This is a genomic window from Phycicoccus avicenniae (genome assembly GCF_050496545.1).
In the GTDB taxonomy this organism is placed as follows: Bacteria; Actinomycetota; Actinomycetes; order Actinomycetales; family Dermatophilaceae; genus Phycicoccus; species Phycicoccus avicenniae_A.
In genome coordinates this window covers 61,580-75,412 of sequence record NZ_JBNVZV010000005.1, presented here as the reverse complement: position 1 = coordinate 75,412, position 13,833 = coordinate 61,580, and the positions used below count along the sequence as shown (strand labels likewise).

The following is a 13,833-nucleotide window of genomic DNA, read 5'->3' as shown; positions in this document are numbered from 1 at the left end:
TTCGACTGCACCCCACCCAACTCCCCCGAGGTGGGCGCCCGCTGGTCAGCGGCTGGGAGTCCGCTGTGCGAGTCGGACCACGAAGGTCGCGCCCCCGCCGGGGGTCTCCGCGACGCCCACCCGTCCGCGGTGACCGGCGACGATGGCGGCCACGATGGCCAGCCCGAGCCCGGTGCCCCCGCCCTGCGCGCGCCCGCGCGAGGGGTCGGCCCGGAAGAAGCGCTCGAAGACCTTCGTCGCGATGTCGGGCGGCACCCCGGGTCCGTGGTCGCGCACCTCGAGGCACGCCGTGTCGCCGTCGAGGCCGACCGCGACCTCCACGGGGGTGCCGTCGGGGGTGTGCCGCACCGCGTTCGCCAGGAGGTTGGTGACGACCTGGCGCAGCCGGGCCTCGGACCCTCGCACGACGGTGGGCTCGACCGGGCCGGAGATGCCCACGAGCTGGATCCGCCTCTCCGGGGCCCGAACCCGCGCGTCGGCGACCGCATCGTTCGCCAGCACGGTGAGGTCGACATCGGTGTGCTCGACCTCCGGCTCCTCGTCGAGCCGGGCCAGGGTGAGCAGGTCCTCGACGAGCTCGCCCATCCGGCCGGACTCGGCCTCGATGCGCTGCATGGCGGAGCCGACGGCCTCCGGGTCGCGCACGGCGCCCTGCCGGTAGAGCTCGGCGTACCCGCGTACCGTCGCGAGCGGGGTGCGGAGCTCGTGGGAGGCGTCGGCGACGAACTGCCGCATCTTCTCCTCGCTCTTCTCGCGGACCGCGAACGAGGACTCGACCTGCGCGAGCATCACGTTGAGGCTGCGGGACAACGAGGTCACCTCGTCGTCGGCCTGGCGGACGGGGACGCGCCGGGTCAGGTCACCCTCGGCGATGGCGGCCGCGGTGTCCTCGATGCGGCGCAACGGGCGGAAGGCCCGGCGCACGGCGAAGTGCCCGAGAACCAGCGAGAGGACGAGCGCGCCGGTGCCCAGGAGCGCGGTCGACACCAGGAGGCGGGTCACGGTGTGCGACACCGACTCCAGTGGCACTCCGACCGCGACGACGGCGTCGGTGTCGCTCACCCGGGCGGCGATGAAGCGCCACCGCAGCCGGTCCTTGACCGACCCCACGGTGAACGGCTCCTGCTTCGTGACCCGGGGGTCGTCCAGGGCGAGCAGCGGGACGGCCGGCACCACCCGCTGGCCCGTGGGCAGCTGGGGGACCTGCTGCCCGCCGCTCTGCAGGACGAAGGCGTAGCTCGTGGGTAGGGTGTCGGTGTTACCGCGCCGCAGGTCCGAGAGTGCCTGTGTGGCAACGGGTTGCAGAACGCTCTGGAGCTCGGAGTCCACCCGCGTGTCGAGGTCGCTCTTGAGCAGGTACGCCGTGATGAGGCTCGTCGAGAGCAGGGCCGCACCCACGAGGACACCGACGATGAGGAGGAGCCGGGTGCGCAGGGGCACCACCTCGAGCCGGCGGGCCACCCGAGCGGCCGGGCGGGACGCGCGCAGCATCAGGCCTGCGGGGGCAGCCGCAGGACGTACCCGACACCGCGCTTGGTGTGGATGAGCGCGGGCAGCCCCTCGACGTCGATCTTGCGGCGCAGGTAGGAGATGTAGGACTCGACGATGCCGGACTCCCCGCGGAAGTCGTAGTCCCACACGTGGTCGAGGATCTGCGCCTTCGACAGCACCCGGTTGGGGTTGAGCATGAGGTAGCGGAGCAGCTTGAACTCGGTGGGGCTGGTCTCGATGGCGCGGCCGGCGCGGCGCACCTCGTGCGAGTCCTCGTCGAGCTCGAGGTCCTCGAAGCGCAGGACCGGGCGGTCCTCGTCGAGGTCGCCGCGGGTGCGGCGCAGGACGGCGCGGATGCGGGCCACGACCTCCTCGAGGCTGAACGGCTTGGTGACGTAGTCGTCGCCGCCGACGGTCAGGCCCTTGATCTTGTCGTCGACCGAGTCGCGGGCGGTGACGAAGACGATCGGCAGCTGGCGGCCCTGGTCGCGCAGCTTGCGGGTGACCGTGAAGCCGTCCATGTCGGGGAGCATGACGTCGAGGACGCACAGGTCGGGCTGATGGTCCCCGGCCACGCGGAGGGCCTCCGAGCCGCTCGCCGCGGTCGCCACGTCGAAGCCGGCGTAGCGCAGCGAGGTGGCGAGGAGCTCACGGATGTTCGGCTCGTCCTCGACGACGAGGAGCCGGGCCTCGGGCTGCTGGGTGGCGGTCACCCTCCCAGTTTCGGCCGCGAACCTGTGAACTCGCTGGACGTGGGCTGGGCGTCCGCCGGTGCTGTACCGAGGCCGGGGTCGGCCGATCGGCCCGGACGTGCGCGGAACCGTGGTGCGCCGGCGCACGGCGGCCCTACGCTGTCGCCGCCCCAGGCCGTGGGGCCTCGTTCGTCGAGCCAGGGGGACCGGAGCCGTGCTTCTGCCGACCCACGCCACCCGGGCGCGCCGGGCCGTCCCGCTCGCCGCCGTCCTCGGGCTCGCCGTGGCACTGACCTCCGCCGCTCCGGCCGGGGCCGTCGTCCCGACGGCGAGCCGTCCGACGGTGGTCCCCGTGCCGGCCGCCGCCGACCCGGTGCCGCGCGACGCCCTCGTCATCGACCTGCTGACCGACTCCCGCTCCTACGGCCCCCGCGCGTCGAGCGCCGCCTGGGACAGCGCCGCCGGCACCGGGCCGACGGTGAGCGCCGGCACCCTCCCCGGGGGTGTCAAGGTGGTGCCCACGAACGGCGTCGGGGTCGAGATCATCCCGCCCGACTCGGGCCGCCTGGCGGTCGGGACGCACACGAAGGTGCCGGGCCTGCTCCCGATCGGTGCCCGGACCACCCCCGTCATCCGCCTCTCGAAGGCCGTCACCGACTGCCAGAGCTTCAGCAGCACCCAGGGCGGCACGCTGACGGTGGACGAGGTCTCCTACACCCCGGACGGCACCCTGTCCTCGTTGGCGGCGACCTTCCTCATGCCGTGCTACCCGTCGTCCACGGGGTCGAGCATCGCCGGCGTCGTGCGGGTCCGCTCCACCGCCGACTACACGGCCGCGAGCTCGGTCTCGACGATCCTCCCGGCCGTCGTCAGCGGGTCGCGCACCCCCTACGGCGCGACGCTGCGCAACCTCGGGACGGTCCCGATGACCCTCGGTCAGGCCGCGGCCGTCCCGGTGGCCGCCGACCAGCCACGCGTGGAGCCGGTCCCGGGCGCTGACGGGTGCTCCGGGACGACGCTGGCCGTGGGGGCGAGCTGCGACATCCGGGTGGAGTACGTCGACGACGGCATCCCGGGCGGTGGCTCGCAGGCCTGGCTCGCGATCCCCGCGCGGGGCACCGTGCGGGGGGCGGTGCGGATCGGCCTGAGTGTGCAGAGCGTCATCGAGACGCCGGGAGCCCCGCAGTCGCTGACCACCGACGCCGGCTACGACGGGGTCTCGATGCGCTGGACCCACGACTCCTCGGCGCCCCTGCCGGACGGCTTCCGCATCCGGCGCACCGACGGCCCGGAGCCGGTGCTGCTCGGGACCCGGGCCCTGCACGAGACCAGCTTCGTCGACACCGCGCTCGGCCCGGGGGAGAGCGCGACCTACGTCGTCTCGGCGTACACCGCGGCCGGGGAGGCGGCGGCCGACCCGGTCACCGTCACGCGCCCCGACCTCCCGGACCCGCCGGACGCCGACGCCGAACAGGCGATGGTGATCGAGGCCGACTCGGGCTCCTCGGTCCTGCGCGACGGGACCGCCACCCCCCTGGGCTCGGACCGGCCCGTCCTGCGCGACCGGGTGAGCGAGCTGGCGGGATCGGGCACGATCCTCGGCCTGCCGCGCTTCCCGGGCCCCGGGACCTACGAGGTCGGCGAGACCTCCGCGTACCAGGTGTCGCTGATATCCGGCCCGTCCACCTGCAGCGCGCTCCTCGGGACCGCGGTCGTGCGGGAGGCCTGGGTGCGTGCCGACGGCACGGTGCACCGCCTCGATGCCGACCTCCACCTCTCGTGCGTCGGGCGGCCGGTCGAGGTCCAGGTGCGCTACGGCGTCGCGACACCGTTCGCGGCGCTCGAGGCCACCCCGGGCTCGGTCGGGGGCGACCCGTTCGCCGGCGTGGTCGTCGGCGAGACGTCGGCACCGGTCACCGTGACGCTGCACAACGCGGGGTCGGGCCCCCTGGGCCTGGGCGACGCGGCGGTCGGAGGGGACGACGCGTCGTCCTTCGGCCTGGGCGCCTCGACCTGCGGCGCCGTCCTGGCGGTCGACGAGCGGTGCACCGTGGAGGTCGTCCACCACCCGGTCCGAACCGGGACGACCTCGGCCGTGCTGCGCCTTCCGGCCGAGACGCCGAACGGGGGACTCGTCCTCCAGGTCGCCGGCTCGGCACAGGGGGGCCCGCCCCCGTGGACGCCGCGGGCCGTCGCCGTCCTCGGTCGGGTGTCTGTGCAGTGGTACGCCGGCGGGGACGGTGGCAGCCCGGTCACGACGATCGGCATCGAGCGGGCGACCGGCGAGGGGTCCTTCGTCCGCGTCGGCGAGGCCGAGCCAGGTGCCGGGAGCTGGGTCGACCCCGACGTCACGGCAGGGACGACGTACCGCTACCGGCTCGTCGTGACGAACCGCCACGGCAGCACGCCGACCCCGCCCGACGACGAGGCGAGCGTCGTCGCCGCCGACGAGGAGCTGCTGCTGGCGGCGGGCTGGAACACCGGGGACCTGGTGTCCGCGCCCCTCGGCGACGGCCCGGGGGTCGCGCACGGGAGCGGCCAGGACGTCGACGCCCCGGCGGTCTCGCCCGACGGCCGGCTCGTGGCGTACACGGTGTACGACGCCGACCTCGCCGCGTCGCTGTGGGTGCGCTCCGTCGAGCCCGGTGGGCCGGCGCCCCGGCTGCTCGCCGACGACCCCGCGGCCGACGAGCTGGACCCGGTGTGGTCGCCCGACGGGTCGCGCGTCTGCTGGTCGCAGGTGAGCGCCGGGGCGGGTGCCGTCTGGTGTCGTGGGCTGGCGCCCGAGGCCCGGGCGGCCGCGTACCCGGGCGGCCAGGGCGCCGTCCTGCCGTCCTTCCTCCCCGACGGCACCGCCCTGGTCGCCGTGACCGTGGACGGTCCGACCAGCCGGCTCGTGCGCATCGGCGCCACGGGGACGAGGACCACCCTCGCCGGGAGCGACGGCGCGTTCTGGCCGGCGGTGTCCCCGCGCGGTGATGTCGTCGCGTTCACGAGGACGGGCGCGGACGGCGTCGACCAGGTGCGCACCCTGCCGATCGGCGGGGGCGCGTCGACGGTGCGGGTCAGCGGGTTCGTCGGGGTGACGGTCTTCGGGCGACCGGCGTGGGCCCCGGCCGGCGACGCGCTGGCCGTGCCCACCTGGCTGCCGTGGAGTGCCGACTCGGTGACCGTCTGGCGTGCCGATCCGCACGGTGGCGCGGGCACGACGACGGTCTCCTCGCCGGCGGGTGCGATGTCGGTCAGCGCCGTGGCCTGGCGCCGGCTCGACGAGCAGGCCCCGGCCATCACGTTCCCGTCCGCCCCGGCGCTCACCGCGACCACGTCCCGGATACCGGTGCGGGTCACCGACGACACGGTGCCCGTCGGTGGCCTGACCGTCACCTGCCGACTCGACGGGAAGCCGACCGCGGCGTGCTCGTCGGGATGGTCCGGCACGGTGGCCGCCGGGTCGCACACGCTGACCGTGACCGCCACCGACCCGTTCGGGCGCGTGAGCACCGCCTCCCACCGCTGGACCGTCGACGGTGCGGCCCCGACGGTCGCCGTCACGGCCCTGCCGGTCGCGGTGCTCGGCTCGACGGTCACCGTGACCTACGGGGCCTCCGACACCGCCGGCGTCTCCTCCTACGACGTCAGGGTGCGCTCGGCGGCCTGGTCCTCGACCGCGTTCTCGGCGCACAGCCAACCGGCCGCCTGGTCGGGACGCACCGCCCGGTCGGTGACGGTGTCGCTCGCGTCCGGGACGGAGTACTGCTTCTCGGTGCGCGCCCGCGACAGGGTCGGCAACACCTCGGCGTGGTCTGCCGAACGGTGCACGGCCCGGGCGCTCGACGACCGGGCGCTCGCCGCCGGCACCGGCTGGACCAGGGCGGGCTCGTCGAGCGCCTCCGCGGGAACCGTGACCAGGACCACCACCGCTGGACGGGTGCTGACCCGTACACGCACCGTGGCCCGTCGGGTCCTCGTCGTGGCGACGACGTGTCCCACGTGCGGCACGCTCGACGTCTTCCTCGGCTCGACCCGCGTCGGCAGCGTGTCGACACGCTCGTCCACGACCCGCGCGAGGCAGGTGCTGGCGTTGCCGCTCCTGCCCTCGGTCCGCAGCGGCACCCTGACCCTGCGCAGCCGGACGACGGGGCGCCTCGTGGTGGTCGACGCGGTCATCGCGCGGCGGACCTGACGTCCGCCCCGGTCAGTACCCGTCGAAGGTGCTGTCCGACGACGACCCGCCGTCCATCGAGCCGATGACGCCCAGCACCACGATGCCGACGACGGTGAGGACGACCGCGACCGTGAAGGCGATCCATCCGTAGCGCGACATCCGGCGCGAGCCCTCCGGGTCGTCGGACTGCTTGGTCAGGCCGATGATGCCGAGGATCAGCGCGGGCAGGGTGAGGGCTCCGCAGCAGGACGCCACGAGGAGGCCGGAGAGGATGGTCAGGACCAGCGCGCTCGTGTTGCGCTGCGGCACACCGTAGATCGACGGGGGAGCGCCGTACGGGTACGCGCCCGCAGCCGGGACGGACGGGTCGTACGGGTTGGCCGCCTGGCCGCCGGGCGGGGGCGGGGCGTAGGGCGCGGGCGCGCCGGAGGGGGGCTGGGTCGCGCCGGCGTTCGGGTAGGGGGTCGGCGCGGGCGGCCACGCCGGGGGCGGGGTGCTGCCGGCGGGTGCGGCGGGGGGAGGGGCCGCGGGGGTGCCGTAGCTCGGCGTCCCGTAGTCGGGCTGCTCGTAGCTCGGCGTCGAGTAGGTCGGCCCGGCGTACGTGGGGGGCTCGTACCCGGTCGACGGCGGCTCGAAGGGGCGGGTCCGGTCGGTGCCCACGACCTGGGTGTCGTCACCGGCCGGTGCGTCCGCGGCCCCCGTGTCGTGCGACGGGGCGTCCTCGGGGAGCGGCGGCGGGGCCGTCGGGTCGCGGAAGTCGTCGTCGCTCGTGCTCACGTGGGCCGGTCCCCTCGGTCGGTCGCCGGACCCTCCGGCGCTCGCGCACGAGGGTAGCGGCCGCGGCGTGTCAGGATCGGGGGATGAGCCGTGTCCTGCCGCAGGTCGAGCCCGACCCCTCCCTCCCGCGCCGGGTCACGGTCTACGAGGTCGGCCCGCGCGACGGCCTGCAGAACGAGGCCGGCGTCCTGCCCGCGGCCGACAAGGCCGAGTTCGTCCGCCGGCTGGCCGGCGCCGGGCTGGACACCGTCGAGACCACCTCGTTCGTGGACCCCCGGTGGGTGCCGCAGCTCGCGGACGCCGAGGAGGTGCTCACGCTCCTCGGCGACGACGGGCGCGGCCCGCGCCGCCCGGTGCTCGTGCCCAACGTGCGCGGGCTCGACCGCGCCCTCGCCGCCGGCGTCGGGGCCGTCGCCATCTTCGGCAGCGCCACCGAGACCTTCGCCCGCAGGAACCTCAACCGCACCGTCGAGGAGTCGGTGGCGATGTTCGCCCCGGTCGTCGAGCGCTCGCGGGCCGAGGGGCTGTGGGTGCGGGCCTACGTCTCGATGTGCTTCGGGGACCCGTGGGAGGGACCGGTGCCGGTGGCGCAGGTCGTCGACGTCTGCCGCCGGCTCATGGACCTCGGCTGCGACCACCTCTCGATCGGCGACACCATCGGCGTGGGGACCGTGGGGCACGTCCACCGCCTGATCGACGCGCTGGGGGCGGCGGGCATCGGGCCCGAGCGCGTCGGCGTGCACTTCCACGACACCTACGGTCAGGCGCTGGCCAACACGCTGGCCGCCCTGCGGGACGGCGTCACGGTCGTCGACGCCTCCACCGGCGGTCTCGGCGGCTGCCCCTACGCGAAGTCGGCGACCGGCAACCTCGCGACCGAGGACCTCGTCTGGACCCTCGACGGCGCGGGGGTCGAGACGGGCATCGACCTCGACGCCCTCGTCGAGACGTCGGTGTGGATGGCGGGCCGGCTCGGCCGCCCGTCGCCGTCCCGGGTCGTCAAGGCGCTGTCCGGGGGATGAGGGCCCGCCGCCGGGTGTGGACGAGCACCCGGCGAGGCTGTGAGTTGCGTATGAGTCCGCGCGCACCGGGAGCCGTGGGGGCCGGACCGGCGGATCATCGGGGGCATGACCGAGCGTCCCACCGGCTCCCCGACGGGTGACGAGCCCGTCCCGCCCACGCCGCCCACCGACACCGCACCCACCGCGGCGCAGCCGCCCGTGCCCAGCGAGCAGCAGCCGGCGTGGGCCGCGGCGTCCGCGACGCCCCCGCCCGGGGGACCGCCGCCGCCGCGACCTCCCGGGCGCGCCCGCCGCACCTGGGACGAGGCGACCTCCTCCACCGGGGGCCGGGTGGCCCTCGGGGCGGTCGCCGTGCTCGCCACCCTGCTCGTCGTGGCCGTCATCGGTCTCGGGGCCGCGCTCGTCGGCGGCCACGGTCGGGGCGAGGACGCACGCGGGCGGACCGCCTTCGGCCGCGATGACGACCGGCCGGGGATGCAGCGCGGCGGGCCCATGACGGGCCAGGGCCGCGACGGGCGTCCCGGCCGGGATGGCCGCCAGGGTGCCGACGGGCCGCAGGGCCAGGGGCGGCAGGACCAGGGGCAGCAGGGCGGGACCGGCCGGCTGCCCGGGCAGGGACAGGGCCGGGGCGCGATGACGGGTGGCATGGCGGGGATGGACGACGTCCTGCACGGCGAGTTCACGACGGCCGCGACGGGCACGCCGGTCGTGATGGTGGTCCAGGTCGGCGAGGTCACGGCCTACACCGCCGGGAAGAGCATCGCCGTCCGCAGCGCCGACGGCTTCGCCGCCACCTACGACCTGTCCGCCGGGTACGCGTCCACCCGCATCGGGCTGCCGCTGCAGGTCGGCGCGCAGGTGCGGGTCGTCGCGGCGAAGGAGGGGCTCGCGGCCACCCGGCTGAACGTGCTCGGCTGACCGCGCCCGCCCGTCAGCGGCGGCGGACCCCGTTGACCTCGGGGGTGATGCGCCGCTCGAGGGCCAGGGCCAGCACGGCCACGAGCCCGAGGCAGACGAGCAGGACGGCGACGAACACGCCGGCCAGCCGGCGGTCGAGCAGCCACCCGGCGACGACCGGCGCGGTGATGGCGCCCACCTGGAAGGCCCCACCGGACACCGCGTTGTAGCGCCCGCGGTCGCGGTCGCTCGCGAGGTCGTTGACGATGGCCGGCACCGTGGGCTGGAGCATCGTCTCGCCGAGGCCGAAGAACACGTGGAAGACGATGACGCCGGCCGCCGCCGCGAGCGTGCCCGCGACCAGCCCGGTGCTGCCGAGCAGGGCCCAGCCCAGCGCCCACAGGAGGACGAGCACGAGGAAGACGCGGGTCCGGCGGTGGCCGTCGATGCGGCGCAGGACGAGGAACTGCAGGCCGACGATGACGACCGTGTTGACGGCGAAGGCCAGCCCGATGGTGCGGGTGGACACCTCGCTGACCTGGCGGGCGAACGCGGGGAAGCCGGCCTCCATCTGGCCGTACCCGACGAAGCTCGAGAGGAAGGTCAGCGCGGTGATCCACAGCACCGCCGGGCGGCGCAGGATGGCGAGGTAGCCGACGCCTGGGTCCGCGCCGTCCTCCACGGGCTGCGGGCGGCCGGCGACGCCGCGCAGCGGCCCCAGCAGCAGGGCGACCGGCACGAGCACGCACGCGGCGTCGACGAGGAAGATCGCGGTGAACGTGGCGGGCCGGCCGACGTCGGTGAGGAAGCCGCTGACCACGCCGCCCACGCCGATGCCGAGGTTGACCAGGGCGAAGTTCACGCCGAAGAACTGCGTGCGCAGGGGACCCTCGACGATGCTCGCGATCATCGCGTTGAACGCCGGCCAGCCGATGCCGAAGCTCAGCCCGAGCAGGCAGACGGCCACGACGAAGGCGGGCAGCGTCGTGGCGAAGGCGATGACGACCGCGCCCACCGCCTGGGCGGCCAGGCCGGCGATGACGACCGGCCGCGCGCCGAGCCGGTCGGTGAGCACGCCGACGGGCCCGGTGACGAGCACGGCGACGACGGCGATGAGGCCCATGAGCAGGCCGGCGACGTCGAGGGGGAGGCCGCGCACCTCGTGCATGTAGATGACGGTGAACGGCAGCGTCATGCCGCGGCCGAGCGTGGAGACGGCGGTGGTGGACAGCAGCCAGCGGCCGGCCGGCGGCAGCGCGTCCCAGAACCCGCGCAGGGTCAGCCGGTGCTCGCCGCCGTCGGCCGGCTGGTCGGTGGTGGCCCCCCGGGGGCCCTCGGTCGTCTCGGGCACGGGCCCACGGTGCCACGACCCACCGACGGTCCTCGACGGGGTTTCCCCCGGCGCGCACCCCGCCGACCCGCGCGGCCGGTCGACCGCCGGCCAGAACCCGGCGGCGCGCCCGGCCCGGCACCGGTTAGCCTTGGGAGCGGTGCCCGGACCGGGTGCCGCAGCGACGTGATGGGTGAGGTGGACCGTGCCGACTGGCAAGGTGAAGTTCTTCGACGCCGAGAAGGGCTTCGGTTTCGTGTCCGGCGAGTCCGGGGAGGGTGACGTCTTCGTCCCCGCCTCCGCGCTGCCCGCCGGGGTCGCCGGCCTCAAGGGCGGCCAGCGCATCGAGTTCGACGTCGCCGAGGGCCGCCGCGGCGCCCAGGCGCTCTCGGTCCGCCTCCTCGACCCGGCCCCCTCGGTCGCCACGAACCGCCGTGTCCGCGACCGCAAGCCGGCCGACGAGATGGTCGTCATCGTCGAGGACGTCATCAAGCTCCTCGACGACGTCTCCGAGTCGCTGCGTCGCGGCCACTACCCCGACAAGGCGCACGGCAACAAGGTCGCCCAGGTGCTGCACGCCGTCGCCGCCGACCTCGAGCTCTGATGCCCACCGCCACCGCCGTCAAGACCGACAGCACCCTCAAGGGCGCCGTCGAGGTCGCGCGCGAGGCCGCGCTGGCCGTCGCCGACGGTGACGCCGTCGGCGAGCACCTCGGGATGGCGATGGACGAGGAGCGGCTGGCGACGCACTACTTCGCCTGCACCGCGCCCGCCTACCGCGGCTGGCGCTGGGCGGTGTCGGTCTCCCGGGTCGCGCGCTCCAAGGCCGTGACGGTGTGCGAGGCCAACCTCGTGCCCGGCGAGGGGTCCATGCTCTCGCCCGACTGGGTCCCCTACGCGGCGCGGCTCGCTCCCGGCGACCTCGGCGCCGGCGACGTCACGCCCTACCTCGAGGCCGACCCGCTGCTCGAGGCCGGCTTCGAGGCCACCGGTGACGAGGACGTCGATGCCGTCGGCTTCTGGGAGCTCGGCCTCGGCCGCCCCCGCGTGCTCTCGGCCGAGGGTCGCGACGTCGCCGCGCAGCGCTGGTACGACGGGGAGAACGGGCCGTCGGCCGCGGTGGCGGTCAAGGCCCCGATGCCGTGCTCGTCCTGCGGCTTCCTCGTCCCGATGGCCGGCGCGCTGCGCTCGGTGTTCGGGGTCTGCGCCAACGCCTGGTCCCCCTCGGACGGCAAGGTCGTCAGCCTCGACCACGGGTGCGGTGCGCACTCCGAGGTCGACGTCGAGGCGCCGGCCCCCGAGCGCGTCTCGCCGCCGATCCTCGACGACTTCGAGCTCGACCCCGCCTGAGGCGGCTCGCCGGGCACTTCCCCCGGGAACCCCGCGCATCACCCGGGAACGGTTCCGGGGTGGAGCGCGGTCGTATCGGGTGACCCGATACTCGTGGTGCCTCAGGCGCCGGCGGCGTTGCCCTTCCCGCGCCGGACGTACCACCACGCGAACGCACCGAGCGCCAGGCCGCTGACGCACGCCCACGGCCACCACGACCGCTCGCCCGTGTGCAGCGCGGGGACGGCCAGCGAGACGACGAGGGCCACCGCCCAGAGGGCGCACCCGACGAGCGTGATGAGCGAGGTCGGCACGTGCGGCGGCTCGACCGGCGCGGACTCGCCGAGGGTGGCGCGGGGGCGGGGCGTCTGCTCGGTCACGCCGCCAGCGTAACGACCCCCGGACGCGGTCCCGCGTCTCGCCGTCACACCCCGGAAACCCACGGCCGCCCTCGCGCCACTAGCCTGCACGCCATGGCCGAGACCACCTCCACCGCCGACGACACCGGCCGGGCTCCCGCCGGCTTCCTCGAACGGTACTTCCGCATCCACGAGCGCGGCTCGACCGTGGGCCGAGAGGTCCGCGGTGGCGTCGCCACCTTCTTCACGATGGCCTACATCGTCGTGCTCAACCCGCTGATCCTCGGCTTCGTCAAGGACGCCGACGGGCAGTACCTCGGCGGCGGTGACGCCCCGAACCTCGCCGCCATCGCGGCCGGCACGGCGCTCGTCGCGGGCGTGCTGACCATCCTCATGGGGGCGGTGGCCAACTACCCGCTCGCGCTGGCCACCGGGCTCGGGCTCAACGCCTTCGTCGCCTACGCCATCGCCAGCAAGATGACCTGGGCCGACGCGATGGGCCTCGTCGTGCTCGAGGGCGTCATCATCCTCGTGCTCGTCCTCACCGGGTTCCGGCAGGCGGTCTTCCACGCGGTGCCGGCCCAGCTCAAGGTCGCGATCTCGGTCGGCATCGGCCTGTTCATCGCGCTCATCGGGCTCGTCGACGCCGGGTTCGTGCGCCGCACGGGCGCCGGCCCGGTCCCCGTCGAGCTCGGCATCGGCGGCCAGCTGGCCGGCTGGCCCACCTTCGTCTTCGCGCTCGGCGTCGTCCTCATCATCGCCCTCTGGGTGCGCAAGGTGAAGGGCGCGATCATCATCTCGATCATCACGATGACCGTCGTCGCCTTCGTCGTCGAGGCGCTCGCCAAGGTCGGCCCCACCGTCACCGGGGTCGACGCGGCGGGCAACAACGTCGTCAACCCGCTCGGCTGGAACCTCAACGTCCCCGCGTGGCCGGAGAAGGTCGACCCCATCAGCTTCGGCACGCTCGGCGAGTTCAGCCTCTTCGGCTCCTTCGAGCGGGTCGGTGTCGTCGCCGCGGTGCTGCTCGTCTTCACCCTGATGCTCGCCGACTTCTTCGACACGATGGGCACGATGACGGCCATCGGCGCCGAGGCCGGGCTGCTCGACGAGGAGGGCAACCCCCCGAACACCACGCGCATCCTCGTCGTCGACTCGGTGGCGGCCGCGGCCGGCGGCGCGGCGGGTGTCTCGTCGAACACCTCCTACATCGAGTCGGCGTCCGGTGTCGGCGAGGGGGCCCGCACGGGCCTGGCCTCGGTGGTCACCGGCCTGCTCTTCCTCGTGGCCGTCGTGTTCGCGCCGCTGGTGAAGATCATCCCGAACGAGGCGGCCGTCCCCGCGCTCGTCCTCGTCGGGTTCCTCATGATGCAGCAGGTCAAGGAGATCGCCTGGGACGACGTCGAGATCGCCATCCCTGCGTTCCTGACGATCATCCTCATGCCGTTCACCTACTCGATCACGGCCGGCATCGGCGCCGGGTTCATCGCCTACGTCGTCATCAAGCTGGTCCGCGGCAAGGTCCGCGCGATCCACCCGATGATGTGGGTCACGGCCCTGCTCTTCGTCGTCTACTTCTTCATCGAGCCGCTCACCGAGGTCGTCACCGGCTGACCCTCCGGCCCACCGACCTTCGACGCCCGCCCCGGTCGCCCGACCGGGGCGGGCGTCGTCGTCCCCGGAGTCGTGGAATAGTTAGCACGCGTAATGAGTTGTGCTAAGCATCCATGAAGACGACCGCCGGAGAACACCGTGCCCGCAGCCGCCCCGA

11 protein-coding genes are annotated in these 13,833 nt (G+C 74.7%); 6 read left to right on the top strand and 5 right to left on the bottom strand.

Translation table 11 applies throughout. The features are described 5' to 3' along the window. Positions 1-45 precede the first annotated feature (45 nt). A complete protein-coding gene (locus tag ACQZ2A_RS05820; RefSeq protein ID WP_430208256.1) occupies positions 46-1,491 on the bottom strand; it encodes a sensor histidine kinase in 1,446 nt (481 codons plus the stop codon). Then, positions 1,491-2,204: a response regulator transcription factor gene (locus ACQZ2A_RS05815; RefSeq protein ID WP_430208254.1), complete on the bottom strand. Its 714-nt coding sequence runs from the start codon at positions 2,202-2,204 to the stop codon at positions 1,491-1,493. Before ACQZ2A_RS05815 ends, ACQZ2A_RS05820 begins: the two co-directional genes overlap by 1 nt. A 193-nt stretch (positions 2,205-2,397) precedes the next feature. On the opposite strand from ACQZ2A_RS05815, the gene ACQZ2A_RS05810 reads away from it, so the two are divergent. Beyond that, entirely contained in the window at positions 2,398-6,366 is a 3,969-nt protein-coding gene (locus ACQZ2A_RS05810) for a hypothetical protein (protein ID WP_430208251.1), read from the top strand. A gap of 12 nt (positions 6,367-6,378) precedes the next feature. Here ACQZ2A_RS05810 and ACQZ2A_RS05805 read toward each other — a convergent pair whose 3' ends face one another. Then, positions 6,379-7,125, bottom strand: coding sequence for a hypothetical protein (locus ACQZ2A_RS05805; protein ID WP_430208250.1), 747 nt, complete (start codon positions 7,123-7,125; stop codon positions 6,379-6,381). Positions 7,126-7,208: 83 nt separating this feature from the next. Here ACQZ2A_RS05805 and ACQZ2A_RS05800 point away from each other — a divergent pair, with 83 nt between their 5' ends. Together ACQZ2A_RS05800 and ACQZ2A_RS05795 are read left to right on the top strand one after the other, a co-directional pair. Next, a complete protein-coding gene (locus ACQZ2A_RS05800; RefSeq protein ID WP_430208247.1) occupies positions 7,209-8,147 on the top strand; it encodes a hydroxymethylglutaryl-CoA lyase in 939 nt (312 codons plus the stop codon). A 105-nt stretch (positions 8,148-8,252) separates the two neighbouring features. After that, a complete protein-coding gene (locus ACQZ2A_RS05795; protein ID WP_430208244.1) occupies positions 8,253-9,065 on the top strand; it encodes a hypothetical protein in 813 nt (270 codons plus the stop codon). Positions 9,066-9,078: 13 nt separating this feature from the next. Here ACQZ2A_RS05795 and ACQZ2A_RS05790 read toward each other — a convergent pair whose 3' ends face one another. Then, a complete protein-coding gene (locus ACQZ2A_RS05790) occupies positions 9,079-10,395 on the bottom strand; it encodes an MFS transporter (protein ID WP_430208242.1) in 1,317 nt (438 codons plus the stop codon). A 184-nt stretch (positions 10,396-10,579) separates the two neighbouring features. On the opposite strand from ACQZ2A_RS05790, the gene ACQZ2A_RS05785 reads away from it, so the two are divergent. Both ACQZ2A_RS05785 and ACQZ2A_RS05780 read left to right on the top strand, forming a co-directional pair. Further along, positions 10,580-10,978: a cold-shock protein gene (locus ACQZ2A_RS05785; RefSeq protein WP_430208240.1), complete on the top strand. Its 399-nt coding sequence runs from the start codon at positions 10,580-10,582 to the stop codon at positions 10,976-10,978. Beyond that, positions 10,978-11,724, top strand: a complete 747-nt coding sequence (locus ACQZ2A_RS05780) for a DUF3027 domain-containing protein (RefSeq protein WP_430208237.1) — start codon at positions 10,978-10,980, stop codon at positions 11,722-11,724. The genes ACQZ2A_RS05785 and ACQZ2A_RS05780 overlap by 1 nt, the downstream gene beginning before the upstream one ends. 101 nt (positions 11,725-11,825) lie before the next feature. On the opposite strand, the gene ACQZ2A_RS05775 is transcribed toward ACQZ2A_RS05780, so the two are convergent. Further along, the gene (locus ACQZ2A_RS05775) at positions 11,826-12,083 is read right to left on the bottom strand and encodes a DUF2530 domain-containing protein (RefSeq protein WP_430208235.1); all 258 of its coding nucleotides are present in this window, start codon (positions 12,081-12,083) and stop codon (positions 11,826-11,828) included. A gap of 93 nt (positions 12,084-12,176) precedes the next feature. On the opposite strand from ACQZ2A_RS05775, the gene ACQZ2A_RS05770 reads away from it, so the two are divergent. After that, entirely contained in the window at positions 12,177-13,676 is a 1,500-nt protein-coding gene (locus ACQZ2A_RS05770; RefSeq protein WP_430208232.1) for an NCS2 family permease, read from the top strand. The last annotated feature ends 157 nt before the right edge of the window (positions 13,677-13,833 follow it).

Excerpts from the sequence above, each read along its gene's own strand:
- ACQZ2A_RS05800 (WP_430208247.1), top strand. The coding sequence starts at position 7,209 with ATGAGCCGTGTCCTGCCGCAGGTCGAGCCCGACCCCTCCCTCCCGCGC.
- ACQZ2A_RS05820 (WP_430208256.1), bottom strand. The coding sequence starts at position 1,491 with ATGCTGCGCGCGTCCCGCCCGGCCGCTCGGGTGGCCCGCCGGCTCGAG.
- ACQZ2A_RS05770 (WP_430208232.1), top strand. The coding sequence starts at position 12,177 with ATGGCCGAGACCACCTCCACCGCCGACGACACCGGCCGGGCTCCCGCC.
- ACQZ2A_RS05780 (WP_430208237.1), top strand. The coding sequence starts at position 10,978 with ATGCCCACCGCCACCGCCGTCAAGACCGACAGCACCCTCAAGGGCGCC.
- ACQZ2A_RS05795 (WP_430208244.1), top strand. The coding sequence starts at position 8,253 with ATGACCGAGCGTCCCACCGGCTCCCCGACGGGTGACGAGCCCGTCCCG.